General features: G+C 73.0%; 19 protein-coding genes. 16 read left to right on the top strand and 3 right to left on the bottom strand.

Going from position 1 to position 17,856, the window contains the following annotated elements; genetic code table 11:
* Positions 1 to 27 precede the first annotated feature (27 nt).
* Both D450_RS0115930 and D450_RS0115925 read left to right on the top strand, forming a co-directional pair.
* Positions 28 to 1,581 carry an MFS transporter gene (locus D450_RS0115930; protein ID WP_017539657.1) on the top strand — a complete coding sequence of 518 codons (1,554 nt, stop codon included), beginning with the start codon at positions 28 to 30 and terminating at the stop codon, positions 1,579 to 1,581.
* Positions 1,582 to 1,762: 181 nt separating this feature from the next.
* A complete protein-coding gene (locus tag D450_RS0115925) occupies positions 1,763 to 3,133 on the top strand; it encodes an FAD-binding oxidoreductase (RefSeq protein WP_051063599.1) in 1,371 nt (456 codons plus the stop codon).
* A gap of 68 nt (positions 3,134 to 3,201) precedes the next feature.
* Here the strand turns inward: D450_RS0115925 and D450_RS0115920 are convergent, their stop codons facing one another.
* Both D450_RS0115920 and D450_RS30365 read right to left on the bottom strand, forming a co-directional pair.
* Positions 3,202 to 3,561, bottom strand: coding sequence for a VOC family protein (locus D450_RS0115920; protein WP_017539655.1), 360 nt, complete (start codon positions 3,559 to 3,561; stop codon positions 3,202 to 3,204).
* Positions 3,558 to 4,262 carry a class I SAM-dependent methyltransferase gene (locus D450_RS30365; RefSeq protein ID WP_017539654.1) on the bottom strand — a complete coding sequence of 235 codons (705 nt, stop codon included), beginning with the start codon at positions 4,260 to 4,262 and terminating at the stop codon, positions 3,558 to 3,560. The genes D450_RS0115920 and D450_RS30365 overlap by 4 nt, the downstream gene beginning before the upstream one ends.
* A 350-nt stretch (positions 4,263 to 4,612) precedes the next feature.
* Between D450_RS30365 and D450_RS0115910 the strand changes: the two genes are divergently transcribed.
* From D450_RS0115910 to D450_RS0115845, 14 genes are read left to right on the top strand one after another with little or no spacing between them, the layout of a single operon-like run.
* Positions 4,613 to 5,425: an SDR family NAD(P)-dependent oxidoreductase gene (locus D450_RS0115910; RefSeq protein ID WP_017539653.1), complete on the top strand. Its 813-nt coding sequence runs from the start codon at positions 4,613 to 4,615 to the stop codon at positions 5,423 to 5,425.
* Positions 5,426 to 5,476: 51 nt separating this feature from the next.
* Positions 5,477 to 6,697 carry an acyl-CoA dehydrogenase family protein gene (locus D450_RS0115905; protein WP_017539652.1) on the top strand — a complete coding sequence of 407 codons (1,221 nt, stop codon included), beginning with the start codon at positions 5,477 to 5,479 and terminating at the stop codon, positions 6,695 to 6,697.
* 53 nt (positions 6,698 to 6,750) lie between these two features.
* Positions 6,751 to 7,239, top strand: coding sequence for a PhzA/PhzB family protein (locus tag D450_RS0115900; RefSeq protein ID WP_017539651.1), 489 nt, complete (start codon positions 6,751 to 6,753; stop codon positions 7,237 to 7,239).
* 43 nt (positions 7,240 to 7,282) lie between these two features.
* Positions 7,283 to 7,630, top strand: a complete 348-nt coding sequence (locus D450_RS30360; RefSeq protein WP_017539650.1) for a hypothetical protein — start codon at positions 7,283 to 7,285, stop codon at positions 7,628 to 7,630.
* Positions 7,623 to 8,462, top strand: coding sequence for a PhzF family phenazine biosynthesis protein (locus D450_RS0115890; RefSeq protein ID WP_017539649.1), 840 nt, complete (start codon positions 7,623 to 7,625; stop codon positions 8,460 to 8,462). Before D450_RS30360 ends, D450_RS0115890 begins: the two co-directional genes overlap by 8 nt.
* Positions 8,455 to 9,126 (top strand): phenazine biosynthesis FMN-dependent oxidase PhzG, encoded by a 672-nt coding sequence (phzG, locus tag D450_RS0115885; RefSeq protein WP_017539648.1) that lies wholly within the window; start codon positions 8,455 to 8,457, stop codon positions 9,124 to 9,126. Before D450_RS0115890 ends, phzG begins: the two co-directional genes overlap by 8 nt.
* 14 nt (positions 9,127 to 9,140) lie before the next feature.
* Entirely contained in the window at positions 9,141 to 9,662 is a 522-nt protein-coding gene (locus D450_RS0115880; protein WP_017539647.1) for a flavin reductase family protein, read from the top strand.
* A gap of 20 nt (positions 9,663 to 9,682) precedes the next feature.
* A complete protein-coding gene (wrbA, locus tag D450_RS0115875; protein WP_026128585.1) occupies positions 9,683 to 10,291 on the top strand; it encodes an NAD(P)H:quinone oxidoreductase in 609 nt (202 codons plus the stop codon).
* 25 nt (positions 10,292 to 10,316) lie between these two features.
* Positions 10,317 to 11,930, top strand: a complete 1,614-nt coding sequence (locus D450_RS0115870) for an amino acid adenylation domain-containing protein (RefSeq protein WP_017539645.1) — start codon at positions 10,317 to 10,319, stop codon at positions 11,928 to 11,930.
* The gene (locus D450_RS0115865) at positions 11,930 to 12,211 is read left to right on the top strand and encodes a phosphopantetheine-binding protein (RefSeq protein ID WP_017539644.1); all 282 of its coding nucleotides are present in this window, start codon (positions 11,930 to 11,932) and stop codon (positions 12,209 to 12,211) included. Before D450_RS0115870 ends, D450_RS0115865 begins: the two co-directional genes overlap by 1 nt.
* 33 nt (positions 12,212 to 12,244) lie before the next feature.
* The gene (locus D450_RS0115860) at positions 12,245 to 13,285 is read left to right on the top strand and encodes a 3-oxoacyl-[acyl-carrier-protein] synthase III C-terminal domain-containing protein (protein ID WP_017539643.1); all 1,041 of its coding nucleotides are present in this window, start codon (positions 12,245 to 12,247) and stop codon (positions 13,283 to 13,285) included.
* Between the two features lie 27 nt (positions 13,286 to 13,312).
* Positions 13,313 to 14,413, top strand: a complete 1,101-nt coding sequence (locus D450_RS0115855) for a phenylacetate--CoA ligase family protein (protein ID WP_017539642.1) — start codon at positions 13,313 to 13,315, stop codon at positions 14,411 to 14,413.
* A gap of 22 nt (positions 14,414 to 14,435) precedes the next feature.
* Positions 14,436 to 15,947, top strand: coding sequence for a class I SAM-dependent methyltransferase (locus D450_RS30355; RefSeq protein ID WP_017539641.1), 1,512 nt, complete (start codon positions 14,436 to 14,438; stop codon positions 15,945 to 15,947).
* A complete protein-coding gene (locus D450_RS0115845) occupies positions 15,944 to 17,266 on the top strand; it encodes an aldehyde dehydrogenase family protein (protein ID WP_017539640.1) in 1,323 nt (440 codons plus the stop codon). Before D450_RS30355 ends, D450_RS0115845 begins: the two co-directional genes overlap by 4 nt.
* Positions 17,267 to 17,517: 251 nt before the next feature.
* Here the strand turns inward: D450_RS0115845 and D450_RS0115840 are convergent.
* Positions 17,518 to 17,856: isocitrate lyase/phosphoenolpyruvate mutase family protein (locus D450_RS0115840; RefSeq protein WP_017539639.1), on the bottom strand; the 339-nt coding region annotated here is incomplete at its 5' end.

The raw sequence follows: 17,856 nt of genomic DNA, 5'->3' as shown, positions 1-17,856 counted from the left end.
CCACCCCTCAACGACGTAAGGAGCAGCGTGACCTCCCCCGAAAACGAGACGGACGGTGCGCCGCCCGCCGCACAGGTGAACCCCTGGGCCGCCCTGGTTCCCATCTGTGTGGGCTTCTTCTTGATCATGATGGACATCACCATCGTGAACGTCGCCATCCCCGCGATGCTCTCCGACCTTCCGGCCGACCTGAACCAGATGGCGTGGGTGAACAGCGTCTACCTGCTCGCCTACGCCGTGCCGCTGCTGGTCTCCGGACGGCTGGGGGACCGGCTCGGCCGAAAGGAGGTGTTCCTCGCCGGCCTGGTGGTGTTCACCGGGGCCTCGCTGTGGTGCGGCCTCTCCGGAAGCCCGGGGATGCTGATCGCCGCGCGCGCGCTTCAGGGCCTGGGCGCGGCTCTGATGGCCCCGCAGACCATGGCGCTGGTCACCACCGTCTTTCCCGCCCACCGGGTCGGCGCCGCGCTCGGCGTGTGGGGCGGGGTCGCCGGCCTGGCCTCTACTGTGGGGCCCCTCCTGGGCGGCCTGCTCGTGGGTACCGCGGGCTGGGAATGGATCTTCCTCGTCAATGTCCCCATCGGGCTGGCCGGTGTCGTGCTGGCGGTTCGGCTGCTGCCGGGCGGCCTGCCCCGCAACAGCCGACGTTTCGACCTCCCCGGCACGCTGCTGTCCGCTCTGGGACTGCTCGCGCTGGTCTTCGGGCTGCAGAACGGCGAGCACTTCGGCTGGGGCCGCATCGTCGGCCCGGTCACCGTCCCCGTCGTGCTGGGGACCGGTGTGCTGCTGCTCGCCGCGTTCGTGCTCTGGCAGCGCCGCACGGACGGTGAGCCACTGATGCCGCTCGCACTCTACCGGGGGCGCAACTTCGGCGCCGCCGTGGTGGCGGCCGCCGCAGTAGGGTTCGCCGTCACCGGGCTGTACCTTCCGCTGATGCTCTACCTGCAGTCGGTGCTCGAACTCTCACCGCAGCAAGCAGGTGTCCTCATGGTGCCGACCGCCCTCTCCAGCGGGGCCGTCGGCCCGTTCGCGGGGATGCTCTCCGACCGCTTCGGCGGCAAGTGGGTGACACTCGCCGGTTTCCTGCTGTTCGCGTCCGGTATCTGCCTGCTGGTGGCCGTGATGGCGCCGGATGCGAGCCCGTGGCCCGTGGGAGTGGCGCTCTTCGTCTGCGGGCTGGGCACGGGGGCGTCCTTCGCCCCCCTGGCGCACGTGGCCACGGGAGGGATGCCGCACGAGCTGATGGGAGCGGCCTCCGGGGTTTACAACACCCTCCGCCAAGTGGGGTGCGTGGTCGGAAGCGCCGCGGTGGGCGTGCTTCTCCAGGCCCGGATCGCCGCGAACGGCGGGCCTGCCGGGGCCACGGGCGAGTTCGCTCCCGAGCAGATGCCCGAAGCGCTCCGGGGCGGGATCGCCGACGCGGCCGGGACGACACTGCTGCTGCCCGCCGGGGTGCTCCTGCTGGGGGTGGCGGCGTGCCTGGCGATGCGGGTCGCTCCGGCCTCGGGGCCCGGAACGGCGGAGGGGCCCGGCGCCGCCCCGACGGAGACGGTGCCCCCGAAGGAGGGCACCACGCCGCGCTAGTCCCGTCATCGGGACCGGCTGCGAGGGAGCCGCAAAGTACGGCCGACAGTTTCCGGACCGGGCGCCACGGTGGCACGCCCATGGTGGCACCCGTTTTCCGGAGTTACGGGGGAGCATTGGGAACCGCGCCCGGAGGCGAGGTCCCACATACACCGAACAATATTGGAAGGGGCGCGAAACAATGGCCACAGAAAAGAATGTCAACACCCTCATGGAAAATGTGTCCGGCCCGGTGCTCTGTCCCGGAGACGAGGGGTACGAGGAGGAACTGTCCGCATTCCAGAAGGCCTACCGGCACAACCCCGCCGTCGTCGTGGGGGCCGCGGACGCCGACGATGTCCGGCACGCCGTCCGGTTCGCGGCCGAGCACCGCCTCCCGGTCGCCGTCCAAGGCACCGGGCACGGCCTCACGGTGCTCGACGAGGGCGGCCTGGTGATCACCACCGGCCGGCTCGCACAGGTGCAGGTCGACCCCCAGGCCCGGACCGCGAGGATCGGCGCCGGCGCCCAATGGAAGCACGTGTCGGCCGCGACCGTCCCGCACGGCCTCGCCCCGCTGAGCGGCTCGGCACCGCACGTCGGCGTGGCCGGCTACCTGCTGGGCGGCGGCATCGGCCTGCTGGGCCGCGAGTTCGGATACGCGGCGGACCACGTGCGCGCGCTCGACGTGGTCACCGCCGACGGCGAACTGCGGCACGTCACCCCGCAGGACGAGCCCGACCTCTACTGGGCGCTGCTGGGCGGCAGGGACAACTTCGGTGTGGTGACCTCCGTCGAGATCGGCCTGCTTCCCGCAGCCAGGATCTATGGCGGAGGGCTGTACTACGACGCCGCCGACGCCGCGGCCGTGCTCGACCACTTCCGGACGTGGACGGCCTCGGCTCCGGAGTCGGTGACCTCGTCCGTGGGCATGATCGAGTACCCGCCGATCCCCGTATTCCCGGAGCCGCTGCGGGGCCGGCACGTCGTGCACGTCCGTATCGCCACCACGGACCTGGCCGCCGGACCCGGGCTCGTCGCCCCCTGGCGGGAGATCGCCACGCCGATCTTCGAGCACCTCGGAGAGCTGGACTACGACGAGGGCGGTTCGATCTACCGCGAGCCGGACTTCGCCCACGCGTTCCACGGCAACAACGTGCTGCTCCGCGAGCTGCCGCCGGAGGCGCTGGAATCCGTGCTGCGGCTGTCGGGCCCGGGCGCACCCGTGTCCTGCATCATGGACCTGCGCCACCTTGGGGGCGCGATGTCCCGTCCGCCCGAGGCGCCGAACTCGGTCCCCTTCCGTGAGGCGCAGTACATCCTCCGGGTCCTGTCCGGCCTCGACGACGTCTCCGAGGAATCCGTTCGCGCAGCCCACAAGGCGGTCTATGAGGCGGTCGCGCCGTGGGTGGTCGGCCGTTCGCTGAACTTCGTCTACGGGCGGCGGACCAGCAGCGAAGTCGTCGGCGAGGTCTATCCGGAGGAGACGCTCCGCCGCCTGGCCGACCTCAAGCGGGTGTACGACCCGAACAACCTGTTCCGCCGCAACCAGAACATCTCGCCCGCGGAATAGGCCCCTCCTCTGCGGCGGTGCGGGGCGCCCCTCGAGGGGCGCCCCGCACCGCCGTCTCCGGGCGCCGCTCACCCCTCGGACGCCAGGGCGACACCGTTGCCGTCCGGGTCCGCGACCCGGGCGACCCGCTCGCCCCACGGCATCCGGACCGGCTCCTGGAGCACCCGGGCCGCCCCGGAGCGCACCCGCCTCACGACGGCGTCCAGGTCGTCGACGAACACGAACATCTCCCACGGCCCGTCCCCGGCCGCCCCGTCCGCCGACCGGGCGATCGCCACCTCGGCCCCGCCTCTGCGCAGGGCGACGAACTCCGGCTCACCCTCGGGCGGGTGCACCGTCCCGCGGGTGAACCCCAGCTCCTCGTAGAACGCGGCGACGGCCTCTACGCGGGGGGTGCGCAGCACGGGGAAGGCCCTCGGGGCGCTCATGCCGCCTCCGCACGGTCGGCGTACACCTTCCACACCGGCAGCCGCGTGCGTCCGCGCTCGTCCAGCTCGGGGGAGCGACCGGTCTTCTCGAAGAACTCACGGACCGGTCCCGGAACCCCCGCGTACACCGACCGCTGAAGCCGCGTCACCCGCCATCCGGCCTCGGCCAGCACGGCGGACACCTCGTCCTCGGCCACCGCGAGCGGGGCCGGCATTCCCCCCGGGACATCTGCGAAGCAGAGCATGCTCAGCCGCGCGCCCGGTCGGGCGGCGCGGTGCAGGGCAGCGGCGTAGCGGCGGCGGTCCTGCGCGCCCAGGGTGTGGAAGAGCGCGCTGTCCAAGACGGAGTCGAAGCGCCCCGTATAGCCGTCGAGGCGGGTGGCGTCCGCCACTGCGAACTCGATTCCCAGACCGCGGGCGCGCTGCTCGGCCTCGGCGACGGCCGCCGACGCCGCGTCCACGGCCGTGACACGGTATCCGCGGCGGGCCAGGAAGGCGGCGTTGTCGCCCGGTCCGCAGCCGGCGTCGAGGACCTCGCCGGAGAAGCGGCCCTCGGCCTCCATGGCGACCACGTCCGGCTGCGCCTCACCGATGTCCCAGGGGACGCCCTTGATGGACGCGCCCGGCAATAGGTCGCCCCCCGTGTACACGGCGTTGAAGTCGGCGGTGGCGTAATCGTAATCCTGCTCGGTGGTACCCACTCGGCACTCCTCTCTGGCGGCGCCCCCGTCCGGAGCGGTCCGGCCGGGAACGGGCGCGGCTTCCTGTCTCACTCGTGATTCCACTGGGAGTATGGACCGCCCCCGTCCCGCGCGTCAGTACCTCACCGCCCCTTTTCCATGGGAACTCCGCTGTCAAGGGGGTACCCGCTCCGTCCGACTGCGGAATTTCCGCGGTCGGACACCGCCGCCCCCTTTGGAAGCGAATTCACTAACGGCAGGGCATGGACACGCCCGCCCCCTCTCGTGCTGAATTGGGTGCAGCACCGCCGAAAGGGAATCGGCAATCCGGGAAACCGAGTCGTCCACCGGGCGGAGAAAGGGGAGTTGCTGTGGCGGGGAAGGTCTGGTTCATCACGGGCGCGTCCCGCGGGTTCGGCAGGGTCTGGGCGGAGGCCGCGTTGGAGCGCGGCGACAGGGTCGCCGCGACCGCTCGGGACACCACGGCTCTCGATGCCCTCGCCGACCGGCACGGGGACGCCGTGCTGCCGCTGAGGCTGGACGTCACCGACCGTGACGCCGCTGGCGCGGCCGTGGCCGCCGCGCACGACCGCTTCGGCCGCCTCGACGTCGTGGTCAACAACGCCGGGTACGGCCTGTTCGGAGCCGTGGAGGACGTCACCGAGCACCAGGCGCGCGCTCAGTTCGACACCAACTTCTTCGGCACTCTCTGGGTCACCCAGGCGGCACTGCCGATTCTGCGCGCCCAGGGGGCGGGCCACCTCGTCCAGCTCTCCAGCATCGCCGGGGTGGCGTCCTGGCCGATGCTCGGCCTCTACCACGCCTCCAAGTGGGCGATCGAAGGCATGAGCGACGCGCTCGCCCAGGAGGTGGAGCGCTTCGGCGTCCGCGTCACGCTGCTGGAGCCCGGCCCCTACCGGACCGACTGGCGCCACGGCTCGTCGGTCTGGGCGGAGCCGGGGCCCGCGTACGCCGAAGGGGCGCAGGCCCCTTCGGCCGGCTCGGAGCCCGGCGACCCGGCCGCCACCGCACAACCGCTGATGGACATCGTGGACGCCGAGAACCCGCCGCTGCGGGCCTTCTTCGGGGCCTCGGCGCTGGAGACCGCCCGGCGCGTGTACGCCGACCGGCTGCACACCTGGGAGCAGTGGGACCACGTCGCCAAGGCCGCCCAGGGCGGCTGAGACCACCGCACGGCCGGCCCCGCGGCCGGCCCCAGCCGAGAGGAGTACACCGTGCAGACACACGCCGCGACCGCGACCGTGGAGCCCGCCCCCCAGGGCACGCCCGGTCCCACCGATCCGGTGGCCCGCGCGACCGGGCTGCGACCGCTGCTGGCAGAGGACGCCGCCGAGGCCGACCGGGCGCGCCGGCTGACCGACCGGGTCGTCGACGCCGTCACCGACGCCGGCCTGATGCGCCTGATGACCCCGCCCGGACTGGGCGGGGCCGGAACCGGCGTACGGACGCTGCTCGACACGGCCACCGAGCTCGGCCGTGGCTGCGCCTCGACCGCCTGGGTCACCGGGGTCCTAAACGTGGGCAACTTCGTGGCCTCGCTCTTCCCCGAGGCCGCGCAGGAGGAGGTGTGGGGCGGCAACCCCGACGCCCGCACCGCTCAGGTGCTCGGCGTTCCGGCCAAGGACGTGGAGCCGGCCGCCGGCGGCGTCCGGGTCACCGGCCGGTGGGCCTACATGTCCGGCTCCCTGCACGCCGACTGGGTCGGGGTGCTGCTGGCCCGCGGCCCGGAGGACGGGGCGCCCGGTGTGCACTTCGCCCTGATCCCGCGCGACGAGCTGGCCCTGCACGACACCTGGCAGGTCGTCGGGATGCGGGGGACCGGCAGCAACACCATGGCCGCGGACCGGGTGTTCGTCCCCGAACACCGGCTGCTCCCCTACCTGCCCGTGCTCAACGGGGAGCTGACCGCCGACGACACCGCGGCCCCGCACCGCAACAGCCTGACCGGCGTCTTCTCGCTCGGCCTGCTGGGCTCCCTGATCGGCGGCGCCAAGGCCGCATTCGACTACGTCAGTGCCAAGGCCCCGGAGCGGCCGGCGGCCGGCTCGACCTACCCCGACCAGGCCGCGTCGCCGACCACCCAGCTCGCCCTGGCCGAAGCCGCCACGATGATCGACACGGCTCAGCTGCACGCGCGCCGGATCGCCGACACCGTCGACGAGCACGCGCTGACGGGGAGCGGCGCCGAGACCCTCGTGCGCGCCCGCTCCCGGATGGACTCCGCCCACGTGGCACAGCTGTGCCGCAGCGCCGTGGACACCCTGATCACTGCCTACGGCTCCTCGGCCTTCGCCGAGACCAGCCCGCTCCAGCGGATCTGGCGCGACGTCCACGTCGGCAGCCGGCACGCCGGCTTCGGCATGGGGATCCCGCAGCAGGTCTACGGCCGCGCGCTGGTCGGCGGGGATCCCAGGGACATCAGCCTGCTGGTCTGAACCGGCCCGATGTACGTCCGCTCCGCGAACCCGAACGAGAACGGAGGACCTCCATGACCACCACCGACACCACCACCGTCCCCACCGACCCCGACGGCCTGCGCGCCCACAACCGGGCCATCGTCGAGCAGTACATGCACACCCGCGGCCAGGACCGGCTCCGCCGCCACCTGCTGTTCACCGAGGACGGTGTCGGCGGGCTGTGGACCACGGACACGGGCGAACCCATCACCATCAACGGCCGCGACCGCCTCGCCGAGCACGCCGTCTGGTCGCTCAAGTGCTTCCCCGACTGGGCCTGGATCAACATCGAGGTCTTCGACACCCAGGACCCGAACCGCTTCTGGGTGGAGTGCGACGGCGAAGGGACGATCCGCTTCGACGGATACCCCGAGGGCCACTACCGGAACCACTTCCTCCACTCGTTCACCTTCGAGAACGGAAAGATCAAGCTCCAGCGCGAGTTCATGAACGTCTGCCAGCAGTTCCGCGCGCTGGGCATCGAGGTCCCCGTCGTCAAACGCGCCGGCATTCCCACCTGAGCTCCCCGGCCGGACCCGCCCCTCCCGCCGAAAGGAGCCGCCGATGAGGGCCGACATCGCCTGGTGGGACCTGAACGGGACCGGACAGACCCCTGCCTCCCTGCAGGAGCACCTGCAGGAGGAGGCGGGGGCGTGGTCCCGGGTTCCGGGCCTCGCCCTGAAGTTCTGGATCGCCGACCCCGCGACCACGCGCTGGGGGGCGGTCATGCTCTGGCACGGTGACCGCCCTCCCGCCGCGGAGATGCCGCCGAACCTCGGAGCCGCCCTCCTCGGCGGCCCGCCCGACCACCGGTCGACCTTCGACGTACAGGCCGTGGTGCCGCAGATCCCTGCGGCCCGTGAGTCCGCCCATTCCCGACCCTGGCAGCCAGGGAGCGCACCCGATGCATGAGTACATGGTCGTGGACGCCTTCGCACGCGTCCCCCTCCAGGGCAACCCTGTGGCCGTCTTCTTCGACAGCGCCGACCTCGATGCCGAGGTCATGCAGGGGATCGCCCGGGAGATGAACCTCTCCGAGACGACGTTCGTCCTCCCGCCCGAAGGCGATGCGGACGCACGGATCCGCATCTTCACCCCCGTCAACGAGCTGCCCTTCGCCGGCCACCCGCTGCTCGGCACCGCCGTGGCGCTCGGCGCGACGCGCAAGCAGGAACGCCTCCGCCTGGAGACGGCCATGGGGACCGTCCCCGTCACCCTGATCCCCGAGGACGGGGACGGCTCCACCGACGTCCGGATGCTCCAGCCCCTGCCCGATGTGGAGCCCTACCCCCAGGCACAGGAACTGCTGGAGGCCCTCGGTGTCGCCGGCTCGACCGCCCCCGTCGAGGTCTACCGCAACGGGCCCAGACACGTGTTCGTCGGACTGGAGAGCGTCGAGGCGCTCTCCGCCCTGCGGCCCGACCACCGCGCTCTGTCCGCCTTCCCCGACATGGCCGCCAACTGCTTCGCCGGCGAGGGCACCGGTTGGCGGAGCCGGATGTTCTCTCCCGCGTACGGCGTCGTCGAGGACGCCGCCACCGGTTCGGCCGCCGGGCCGCTCGCCGTGCACCTGGCCCGCCACAGCCTGGCGCCCTGGGGGGCCGGGATCGAGATCCTGCAAGGGGTCGAGCTCGGCCGTCCCTCGCTGATGCGGGCACGCGCCCAAGGCAGCGGCGACCGCCCCACGTCCGTCGAGGTCGGCGGGCACGGAGTTCCCGCCGCGCGAGGAGTCCTCCATGTCTAGCACCTCCGCGTCCGCAGCCCCCGCGCCCACCGCCCGCTTCGAGTCCCTGACCGGAGACCCCTCCGACGCGTTCCCGGAGTACGACGACCCGCCGGCGGAGCCGCTGACCCTCGCCCGACGCTGGCTCGACGCCGCCATCGCGGCGAAGGTGCGCGAGCCGCGCTCGTTCGCCCTGGCCACCGCCGACGAGCGGGGGCGGCCCTCGACCCGGATCGTCGCCGCCGGAGCGTTCAGCGCGCGGGGCCTGCTGTTCACCACCCACACCACGAGCCGAAAGGCCCGTGAACTGGCCGCCAACGACTGGGCCTCCGGGGTCTTCTACTGGCGGGAGAGCGCGCAGCAGCTCATCCTCTCCGGTCCCGTACAGCGACTGGACGACGCCGCTTCGGAGCGGCTGTGGAACGAGCGCCCCGTGCCACTGCACGCCATGACCACCGCCTCCCGGCAGAGCGAGGAGCTGCAGGACGCCGACGCCCTGCGGGCGCACGCCCTGGACCTTGGCGCCTCGGGGGAGGCGCTGCCCCGCCCGGAGCGCTTCGCCGGGTACCTGCTCCGCCCCGCAGAGGTGGAGTTCTGGCAGGCACGGCCCGACCGGTTGCACAGGCGACTGCTCTACATACAGGACGCGGGCGGCGGCTGGCGGGCCTCCCGTCTCCAGCCCTGAAAGGAGGAACGGCCGTGGACCCCTCGGACTTCACCCGCGGGATGGCCGCCGTCCCTGGGCCGGTGACGGTGGCGACCACCGTCACCGGTGCCGGTGCGCGCAGCGGCTTCACCGCGAGCTCGTTCGTTTCCGTCTCGCTCGACCCCCCGCTGGTCCTGCTCTGCATCGACCAGGGGGCGAGTACCTACCAGGCCTTCGCCGACGCGGACCGATTCCTGGTCAACGTTCTGGCCGAGGGGCAGGAGGCGGTCGCGCTGCGGTTCGCCACCTCCGGGATCGACCGCTTCGCGGCCGGGGACATGCGCCCCTGCGAGGGCGGCCTCCCCGGCCTCCCCGAGGCGGCTCTGCGGGTGTCGTGCACCCGGCACGCCCTGGTCGGCGCCGGGGACCACGGCATTCTGGTCGGCCGCGTCGAGGAGATCCGGGACGGCCGACGCCCTCCGCTCGTCTACCACCGCCGGTCCTTCACCCGCCCGGCGCCCCTGCCCCGCCCCGAGGAGCAGCTGCTGAGCGCGCTGCACCTGACCGACTGGTGACCATCCGAGGAGCCCGTCCCGTGCACACAGAAGTGAGAATCGCCGTCGTCTACTACTCGGCGACCGGAACGGTCGCCGAAATGGCCCGGGAGATCGCCGAGACCGCGGAGAAGGAGGGCGCACTGGTCCGGTTGCGCCGGGTCGCCGAGACCGCGCCGGCCGAGGCCGTGGAGGCCGTCCCCGCCTGGGAGGCCCACGTGCAGGCGGAGGCCGACGTTCCGGTCGCAGCCGCCGACGACGTGCTCTGGGCCGACGGGGTGCTGTTCGGGTCGCCCACACGGTTCGGGAACGTCTCCGGGCAGCTCAAGACGTTCCTTGACGGCCTCGGCGGCGCCTGGCGCCGGCAAGAGCTTGCCGGAAAGGTCTACAGCGGCTTCACCTCCACCAGCAGCCGACACGGCGGGGCCGAATCCACTCTGCTCGCCCTGACCACGTCGTTCCACCACTTCGGCGGCGTCGTCGTCGCCCCCGGCTACACCAGTCCCGAGAAGTTCGCGGACGGCAACCCCTACGGCACGGCGCACTGCACCGAGGCACGGTCCCGGCCCGTCGACGACACCACCCGCGACGCCGCACGGGTCCAGGCCGAGCGCGTCGTGCGCTTCGCCCGCGCGGTCTCCCGCGCCTGACCGCATCCACTGGAGGTGTGCTTCCATGACCACGCCCGTCCTCCCCCAGACACGGCCCCCCGCCCCCGCGGGCGGCGCACCGCCCTGCCGGGTGAGCGCGCACACGCTCGTCCAGGCGTTCGCGGACGGCGCCGCCGCAGCCCCCGACCGAACCGCACTCACCGCCGATGGGGAGTCCCTCAGCTACCGACGGCTCGACGCATGGTCGGGGGCGGTCCGCGACCTGCTGCGCGGGCACGGCATCGGACGGGGCGACCGGGTCGCCCTGCGCCTGCCACCCGGCGCCGCCGCGATCGCCGCCATACTCGGCGTGCTGCGGTCCGGCGCGGCCTATGTGCCGCTGGACATTCGCAACCCGGAGGCCCGGAACGCCCTCATCCTGGAGGACGCGCAGGTCGCCGCGTTCCTCGGCGACCCCGCGGGGGAGCCGCACGACGACGTCCTGAACGTCGGGTCCGACCAGATCGCCGCCCTGCGCGAGACGCCCCCGCCGCCCCCCGCCGCCCCCGTACCGGTGCCGCACCCCGAGGACACCGCCTACATCATCTACACGTCCGGGACCACCGGGCGCCCCAAGGGCGTGCCGATCCACCACGGCGCGGCCACGGCGTTGCTCTCCGGCGCCACCCGGCGGTTCTCCCTCTCCGGCGACGACGTCTGGGTGCTGTTCCACTCCCTCGCGTTCGACGTGGCCGTCTGGGAGATGTGGGGTGCCCTGGCCACCGGCGGCCGCCTGGTCGTGCTGCCCCACTGGGCCACCCGATCTCCCGATGAGTGCCTGCGCACCGTGCGGGAGGAGCGGGTCACCGTCCTGGGCCAGACCCCCACCGCCTTCGCCACCTTCGCCGACGCGGCGCTGCGCGCCGACGCCGACCTGCCGGACCTGCGGTACGTGGTCTTCGCCGGCGAGAAGCTGGTGCCGGACACCCTGCGCGCCTGGACGGACCGGTACGGACTGCGCTCCCCGGTCCTGGTCAACATGTACGGCATCACCGAGACCACGGTGCACTCCACCTACCACGAGGTCACCGAGGCCGACCTCGCCGACGGTGCCTCGGTGGTCGGGCACCCGCTGCCGGGCTTCTCCCACCGGGTGGTCACCGCCGACGGCGAGGAGGCCCGACCCGGCGAGCAGGGCGTGCTGTGGCTGGCAGGCCCCCAGGTCAGCAAGGGCTACCTGAACCGCGAGGCGCTCAACGCCGAACGGTTCGCCCTCCTCGTCTCACCGGAGGACGGCCGCGAACGCCGCTACTACCGCTCCGGCGACCTCGTCAGCCGCCGCGCGGACGGGGCGCTCGTCTACCACGGCCGCGAGGACCACCAGGTCAAACTGCGCGGCCACCGGATCGAGCTGAGCGACATCGAGGCCGCCGTCCGCGCACACCCGCGGGTCGCCGACGCGGTGGTGTGGGTCCGCGGCTTCGGCCCCGGCGACGACCGGCTGGTGTGCGCCTACACCGCCTCCGACGGCGACGAGGTCCCCGCCAAGGAACTGCGCTCCCGCCTCAAGGGCTCGCTGCCCTCCTACATGTGGCCCGCCGGCTACCGCCTGCTGCCGCACATGCCCCGAACCGTCAACGGAAAACTGGACCGGGACGCGGTGTCCCGGCTCTGGGAGCAGAGAGGAAACCGCCGCTGATGACCTCACCAGCCGAGCAGACCGTGCACACCGGCACCGCCGGCGGCCGCGCCGCCGAGATCCGGGACCTGACCGTCGAATGGGCGGCCCGAATGCTCGACGCCCCGGACGCCGAGCCCGAGGACAACTTCGTCGACCTGGGCGGACACTCGATCCTCGCACTGCGCATGTGCCGCTTCGCCAAGGAGCGTTTCGGTGAGGAGTACGACCTGATGGTCCTCTTCGAGTCCGACCTCGCCACCGCGGCGGCCGACCTGGCCGCGCGGGTCGATGCCGACTGAAGCGAACCGCGAGCACAGAAGGGAGCGACCGCTGTGGACCCGACCGCGCCCCCCGGGACCCCGGATTTGGGCATCGCCGCGTTCGGCGTCGCCTACGGCGAGGACTGCGACGTGGCGGCGACCGCCGCCGAGTACACCGACACGCCCGAGCGGGTCGTCAACTGGGGCTTCACCACCTATCACCGCGCGCCCGCGGACGTGCACGCCACCGGGCTGGCAGCGGCCGCCGCGCGGCGCGCACTGGACCGGGCGGCCCTGCCCGCCGACGCGGTGGACCTGCTGGTCCTCGCCAACTCTGACGTTCCCGAGTACTTCTACCGCGACGACGCGGCCGCACTCGCCCGGGAGCTGGAGACCGGCCGCGTCCAAACACTCCGTCTGGAGGAGGGCTGCGGCGCCGGGGTGCACGGCCTCGGCTACGTGGCCTCGACGATGGCCGTGCAGCCCGAGGTGGAGACCGCCCTGTTCGTCGCGGTCAATCGGGTCAGCGAGTTCCACCGCAACCGGATGAACACGGTCAACGCCGTCCTCAGCGACGCGGCGGCCGCCACCGTGCTGCGGCGCGGCCACAGAGCCAACCGATGGCTCGCCACCGAGCAGTTCACCGAGCCCGACAACTGCGACGTGCTCCGCGTCGACTACGGCGGCTCCGTCAACCCCCTGCCGCCCGAGGGGTGGTCCAGCCGGACCGCGCCCGGGGGACACGAGGCCGTGCGCAACCGCTTCGGCGACGACCCCGCTGTCCTCAGCCGGTTCCTGAGCCTGCGCTACAGCCGGATGCTCGAAGCGGTCGACGGTGCCTGCGGCAGGGCCGGCGTCAAGCGCTCCGACATCGACCACCTCATCTACCTCAACGACAGTCCCAGCAGCATCGCTGCGGTGGCCGAGCCCCTCGGGGTGCCGCCGGAGCGCACCAACGCCGGCACGGCCCCGCGGCACGGGCACATGGGCGCCGCCGACCAGGTGGCGGCGCTCGCCGAGAAGACGGACCAGGGCGAGGTGCGCCCGGGCGACCTCATCGCCCTCTGCGGCATCTCCACCGAACGCTGGAGCGCCACCCTCATCCGTGCCTGACCCCTCCACCACCCCACGGAGACCGCCATGACCATCTCCGAAATCGACCTCCCCGCCCGGCCCGCCGACGCGGGCACCGACCCCGACGCCCACGTGCGGGCGGCAATGCAGTGGCACTTCGATCCCGAGACCGGATCGCCCTTCTGGCTGGAGCGCGCCCGCAGCCTGGACTTCGACCCCCGCACCGATGTGCGCACCCACCAGGACCTCGCGCTCTTCCCCAACGTCACAGCGGAACTGCGGGACGTGCCCGTGCAGGACCTCGTCCCCCGCGGCTACGGGCCGCGACCGGACGTGGTCGGCGTCTTCGAATCCGGGGGCACCACCGGCGCGCCCAAGCGCGTCGTGCTGCTCGGTGACTGGATGGAGCGCATGGTCGCCGCCGGGAACGCCAACATCGACGCCCACGGCTTTCCGCGCGGCGCCGACTGGCTCGGGCTCGTGCCCACGGGTCCGCACATCGTGGGCGAGTTCTTCCGCCGCTCGGCCACCACCCACGGCCGCCGGGGATTCACCGTGGACCTGGACCCGCGCTGGGTGAAGAAGCTCATCAGCCGCGGACGCGCCGACGATGCCCGCGCCTACGCCGAACACATCCTGGAGCAGGCCGAGTTCGTCCTGCGCACGCAGGACATCGGCGTGCTCACCATCACGCCCTCGCTCCTGGAGCGGCTGGCCGAGCGGGAGGACCTCGTCGACCTCGTCAACGAGAAGGTCCGCGCCATCCGGTGGGGCGGGACCCAGCTCGACCCCGACACCCGGCACCTCTACCGCACCGAGGTCTTCCCCGACATCGCGCTGTGCGGCAACTACGGCAGCACCATGATCCTCGGAACGGCGGGGGAGCGGCCGGGGCTGCCGGACGGCGCCCCCTGCACGTTCGATCCGCTCAGCCCGTACGTCACCTTCTCCGTCGTCGACCCGGACACCCGGGCCCCCGTTCCCTACGGTGAGCGCGGCCGAGTGCTGGTCAACCACGTCAGCTCCTCGTTCCTACTCCCGAACAACCTGGAACGTGACACTGCACTACGGGTCCGGCCGCCCGAAGGCAGTGCGGGCGACTCCGTCGCCGACATCGCGCCCGTCGCCACGTTCGAGGACGAGACCGTCATCGAGGGCGTCTACTGACCGCCCCCCGAGGAGGAACAGCATGAACCGCACCGAGGTGGAGACACTCCTGGCCGGACACGAACACGTCGCCCGGGTCCTCGTCCTGCCGGCCGCCGATCCTGCGTCCGCCGACGTAGGAGGCGGCACCGCCTACGTCGTCCCGGAACCGGGTGCCACCGGTGACACCGAACCGGACGAAACGGTCGACGAGTGGCGCCAGGTCTTCAACCGCGTCTACACCGATGCTCCGCAGGCCGCCTGGGGAGAGAACTTCGTCGGCTGGACCAGCGGGTACGACCGCCACCCCATCGCCCCGGACGAGATGCGCGAGTGGCGCGACACCACCGTCACGCGCATCCGCGGACTGGGGCCCCGGCGGGTACTCGAAATCGGGGCCGGGAGCGGGCTCCTGCTCTCCCAGCTCGCCGGGGAATCCGAGGAGTACTGGGCTACGGACGTCTCTCCCGCCGCCATAGGGGAACTGGCCGAGCACATCGCCCGGCACCCCCGGATCGCGGAGCGGACCACCCTTCGCGCCCAGCCTGCCGACAGCGCCGAGGGCCTTCCGACCGGATTCTTCGACACCGTCGTCATCAACTCCGTCTCCCAGTTCTTCCCGGACGAGGGCTACCTCTGCGACGTCATCGACCGCGCCCTTCCCCTCCTCGCCGCCGGAGGACGCATCTTCATCGGCGACATCCGCGACCCGCGCAGCGCCCCCCTGCTGCACACCGCGGCCGCCTTGCGGCGCCCGACCGCCCGCGACGGCGCTCGCGCCCTGCGCTCCGCCGAGCGGACCCTGGCCCGCGAAGAAGAACTGTTCATCCACCCCGACTTCTTCCTACGCCTGGCCCGGACCCGGGCCGGGCTCGTCGGCGCCGACCTGCGCCTCAAGGCGGGCGGATACCACAACGAGCTCTCCCGCCACCGCTACGACGCCGTCCTCCACGCAGCAGGCGGACCCGAACCCGTGGACACCTCGGGCCTGCCGGTCCTGCGGTGGGGCAAGGACCTGAACGGATTCGACAGCCTCACCTCCCGGCTGCAGAACAGCCCGCAGCCGGTACGTGTCACGGGCATCCCCAACGCCCGCCTCGCAGGCGAGGCGGAGGCCCGGCACGCCCTGGAGTCGGGCGCCGGCCTAGAGGAGGCCCGGCGGTTGCTGGACGCCCCGGCGTCCGGGGTGGACCCGCAGGCGCTCGACCGCCTCGCGGAGCGCATCGGCTGCCGCGCCGCGCTCACCCCCTCGCCCGGGGATCCGTTCCGCTTCGAGGCCGTCTTCACCCCCAGTACGCAGGACGGCGCCTGGCTGGGCGGGACCTACCGCGCAGAGTTCCCCGACGACCACGACGGCACATTGGCCGAGGTCCCGGCCACCGCGCTCCGGGCCCGCTCCCTGGCCGAGCGGCTCCAGCGCTGGCTCCAGGAGCGGCTGCCCGGCGGAGACGCGCCGACCGTCGTCGTCCGTGACTCCCTGCCCCAGGTGCCCGACGCAGGATCGGCCGCCCGTCCCTCCGCCGGGGGACGCCGCCTCGAGGAGGTGTCCCGATGATCGCCCTCGACGCCCTGACGGCCGGCNTCACCGGCGAGCAAATCGCCGACCTGAGCCTGGCGCCGCCGCTCATGGTCCACCGGAACGCCGCCGCCCTGCGTCGGGCTGCGCCGCCCGCCCCCGACGAGCGCGCCGGACTGCTGCACCGCGCCGCCAGGCTCTTCGCGACCGCAGAGCTCGACGGCCTGACGCCCGAACGATACGAGGGCGCGGTGAGCCGGGTCGGCGGAATCCCGCTCCCGGTCGTCCGCGACGCCACCGCCGCGATCGCCGAGCGACTCGGCCGGGCCTACGAAAGCGTCCTGTACGCCCGGCCCGCCGGCACCGCCATCGACTGGCGAGATCCGCTCACCCGAAACGGGCGGGGGGTCTGGGTCCGCCGCGGCGAGGTCCTGGCCGTGCACGCCGCCGGCAACCACCCCGGAACGCACAGCATCTGGCCTGAGGCACTCGCCCTCGGGTACCGGGTCGCCGTTCGCCCGTCCAGCCGCGACCCCTTCACCCCGCACCGGCTCGTCAGCGCCCTGCGCGCCGCGGGCCTCGGCGACGACGGAGCCGCTGTGCTGCCCACCTCGCACGAGCACGCGGGCGCGCTCCAGCGCGGCGCGGACCTGTCCCTGGTCTACGGCGGCGCGGACGTCGTCCAGCGGTACGGCGGCGACCCGACCGTGCACCTCCAGGGCCCAGGGCGGACCAAGATCCTGGTGACCGCGGACGTCGACTGGCGCGACCACCTGGACATGCTGGTGGACTCGGTCGGCGGCCAGGGCGGGACAGGCTGCGTCAACACCACGGCCGTGTTCGTCGAAGGCGACCCGGCCGACCTGGCCGAAGCCCTGGCCGAGCGCTTGGCGGCGGCGCCCTCACTGCCGCCCGACGATGAGAAGGCCGTGCTCCCTGTGCAGCCCCTGGCCACCGCCCGGGCGTTCGAGGAGCACGTGCGGCGCGCCGCCGAGGGGACGCGATGCCTGGTCGGCGACATCGCCGACGACCTGGGCGACGGCAGCGCCGCGCTCCGTCCCGCCGTCCACCTGGCCGACCGGACGGACGCGCCGCAGGCCTCGGTAGAGCTGCCCTTCCCGTGCGTCTGGGTGGTGCCGTGGACCCGGGGGGCGGGCACCGCACCGCTGCGCGACAGCCTCGTCCTCGCCGCTCTGACCGACGACGAGGACCTGGTTGGACGCCTTGTCGCGGATCCGGGCATCGCCAATGTCTTCGTCGGCGGGGACCGGCCCACCCACCGGAAGCTGCATGGACTGCCGCACGACGGCTACCTCGCGGAGTTCCTCATGCGCAGTAAGTCGGTGGTGCGCAGCTGAACCGGGACGGAGGATCCGGGGCGGCGGGCACCGCTCGGCCCCGCTCGGCAGGCCGCCTCCGGGCCCGTCAGCGTGAGCCGGACGAACACCGGCGACGGCCGCCGGACGGCGCACACCCGCGTGTCGAACAGCACGTTGGGCGAGGCGGTGAACGACGGCATCGGAAAAGGACCGCTCAGTGGTGCCCCAGAGTGAGAACCGGCCGGTCACCGGGACGGCCACGGCCGCCCCGGTGCCGGTCGGTGAGGCGCTCACACTGAATAGGGGTCGCCGTATTCGGCGATCCGCACCGCCACCTCCTTGAGCGTGTCCAGCGCCCGCAGGAACGGGAGCGGCCCGAAGGACACCCGCGCCGCGCCCGCTTCGGCCAGCCGCGCCAGGCTCGCGTCCCCGGGCAGGCAATTGGCGTTCACCGGCCCGGGGACGCCCTCGATCACCGCCGCCAGAGCCGACTCCGACGGGGCCGCGATGGGGTAGACACAATCGGCTCCGGCCTCCAGGTACCGGCGTCCGCGCTCGACGGCCTCCGCCACCCGCTCCTCCCCGCTCCGGTCCCCGCCGCTGACGAAGACGTCCACGCGGGCATTGAC

This window comes from Nocardiopsis halophila DSM 44494, assembly GCF_000341245.1.
Classification (GTDB): domain Bacteria; phylum Actinomycetota; class Actinomycetes; order Streptosporangiales; family Streptosporangiaceae; genus Nocardiopsis_A; species Nocardiopsis_A halophila.
The sequence above is the reverse complement of the archived record's forward strand: the minus strand, read 5'-3'. Positions and strand labels throughout refer to the sequence as shown.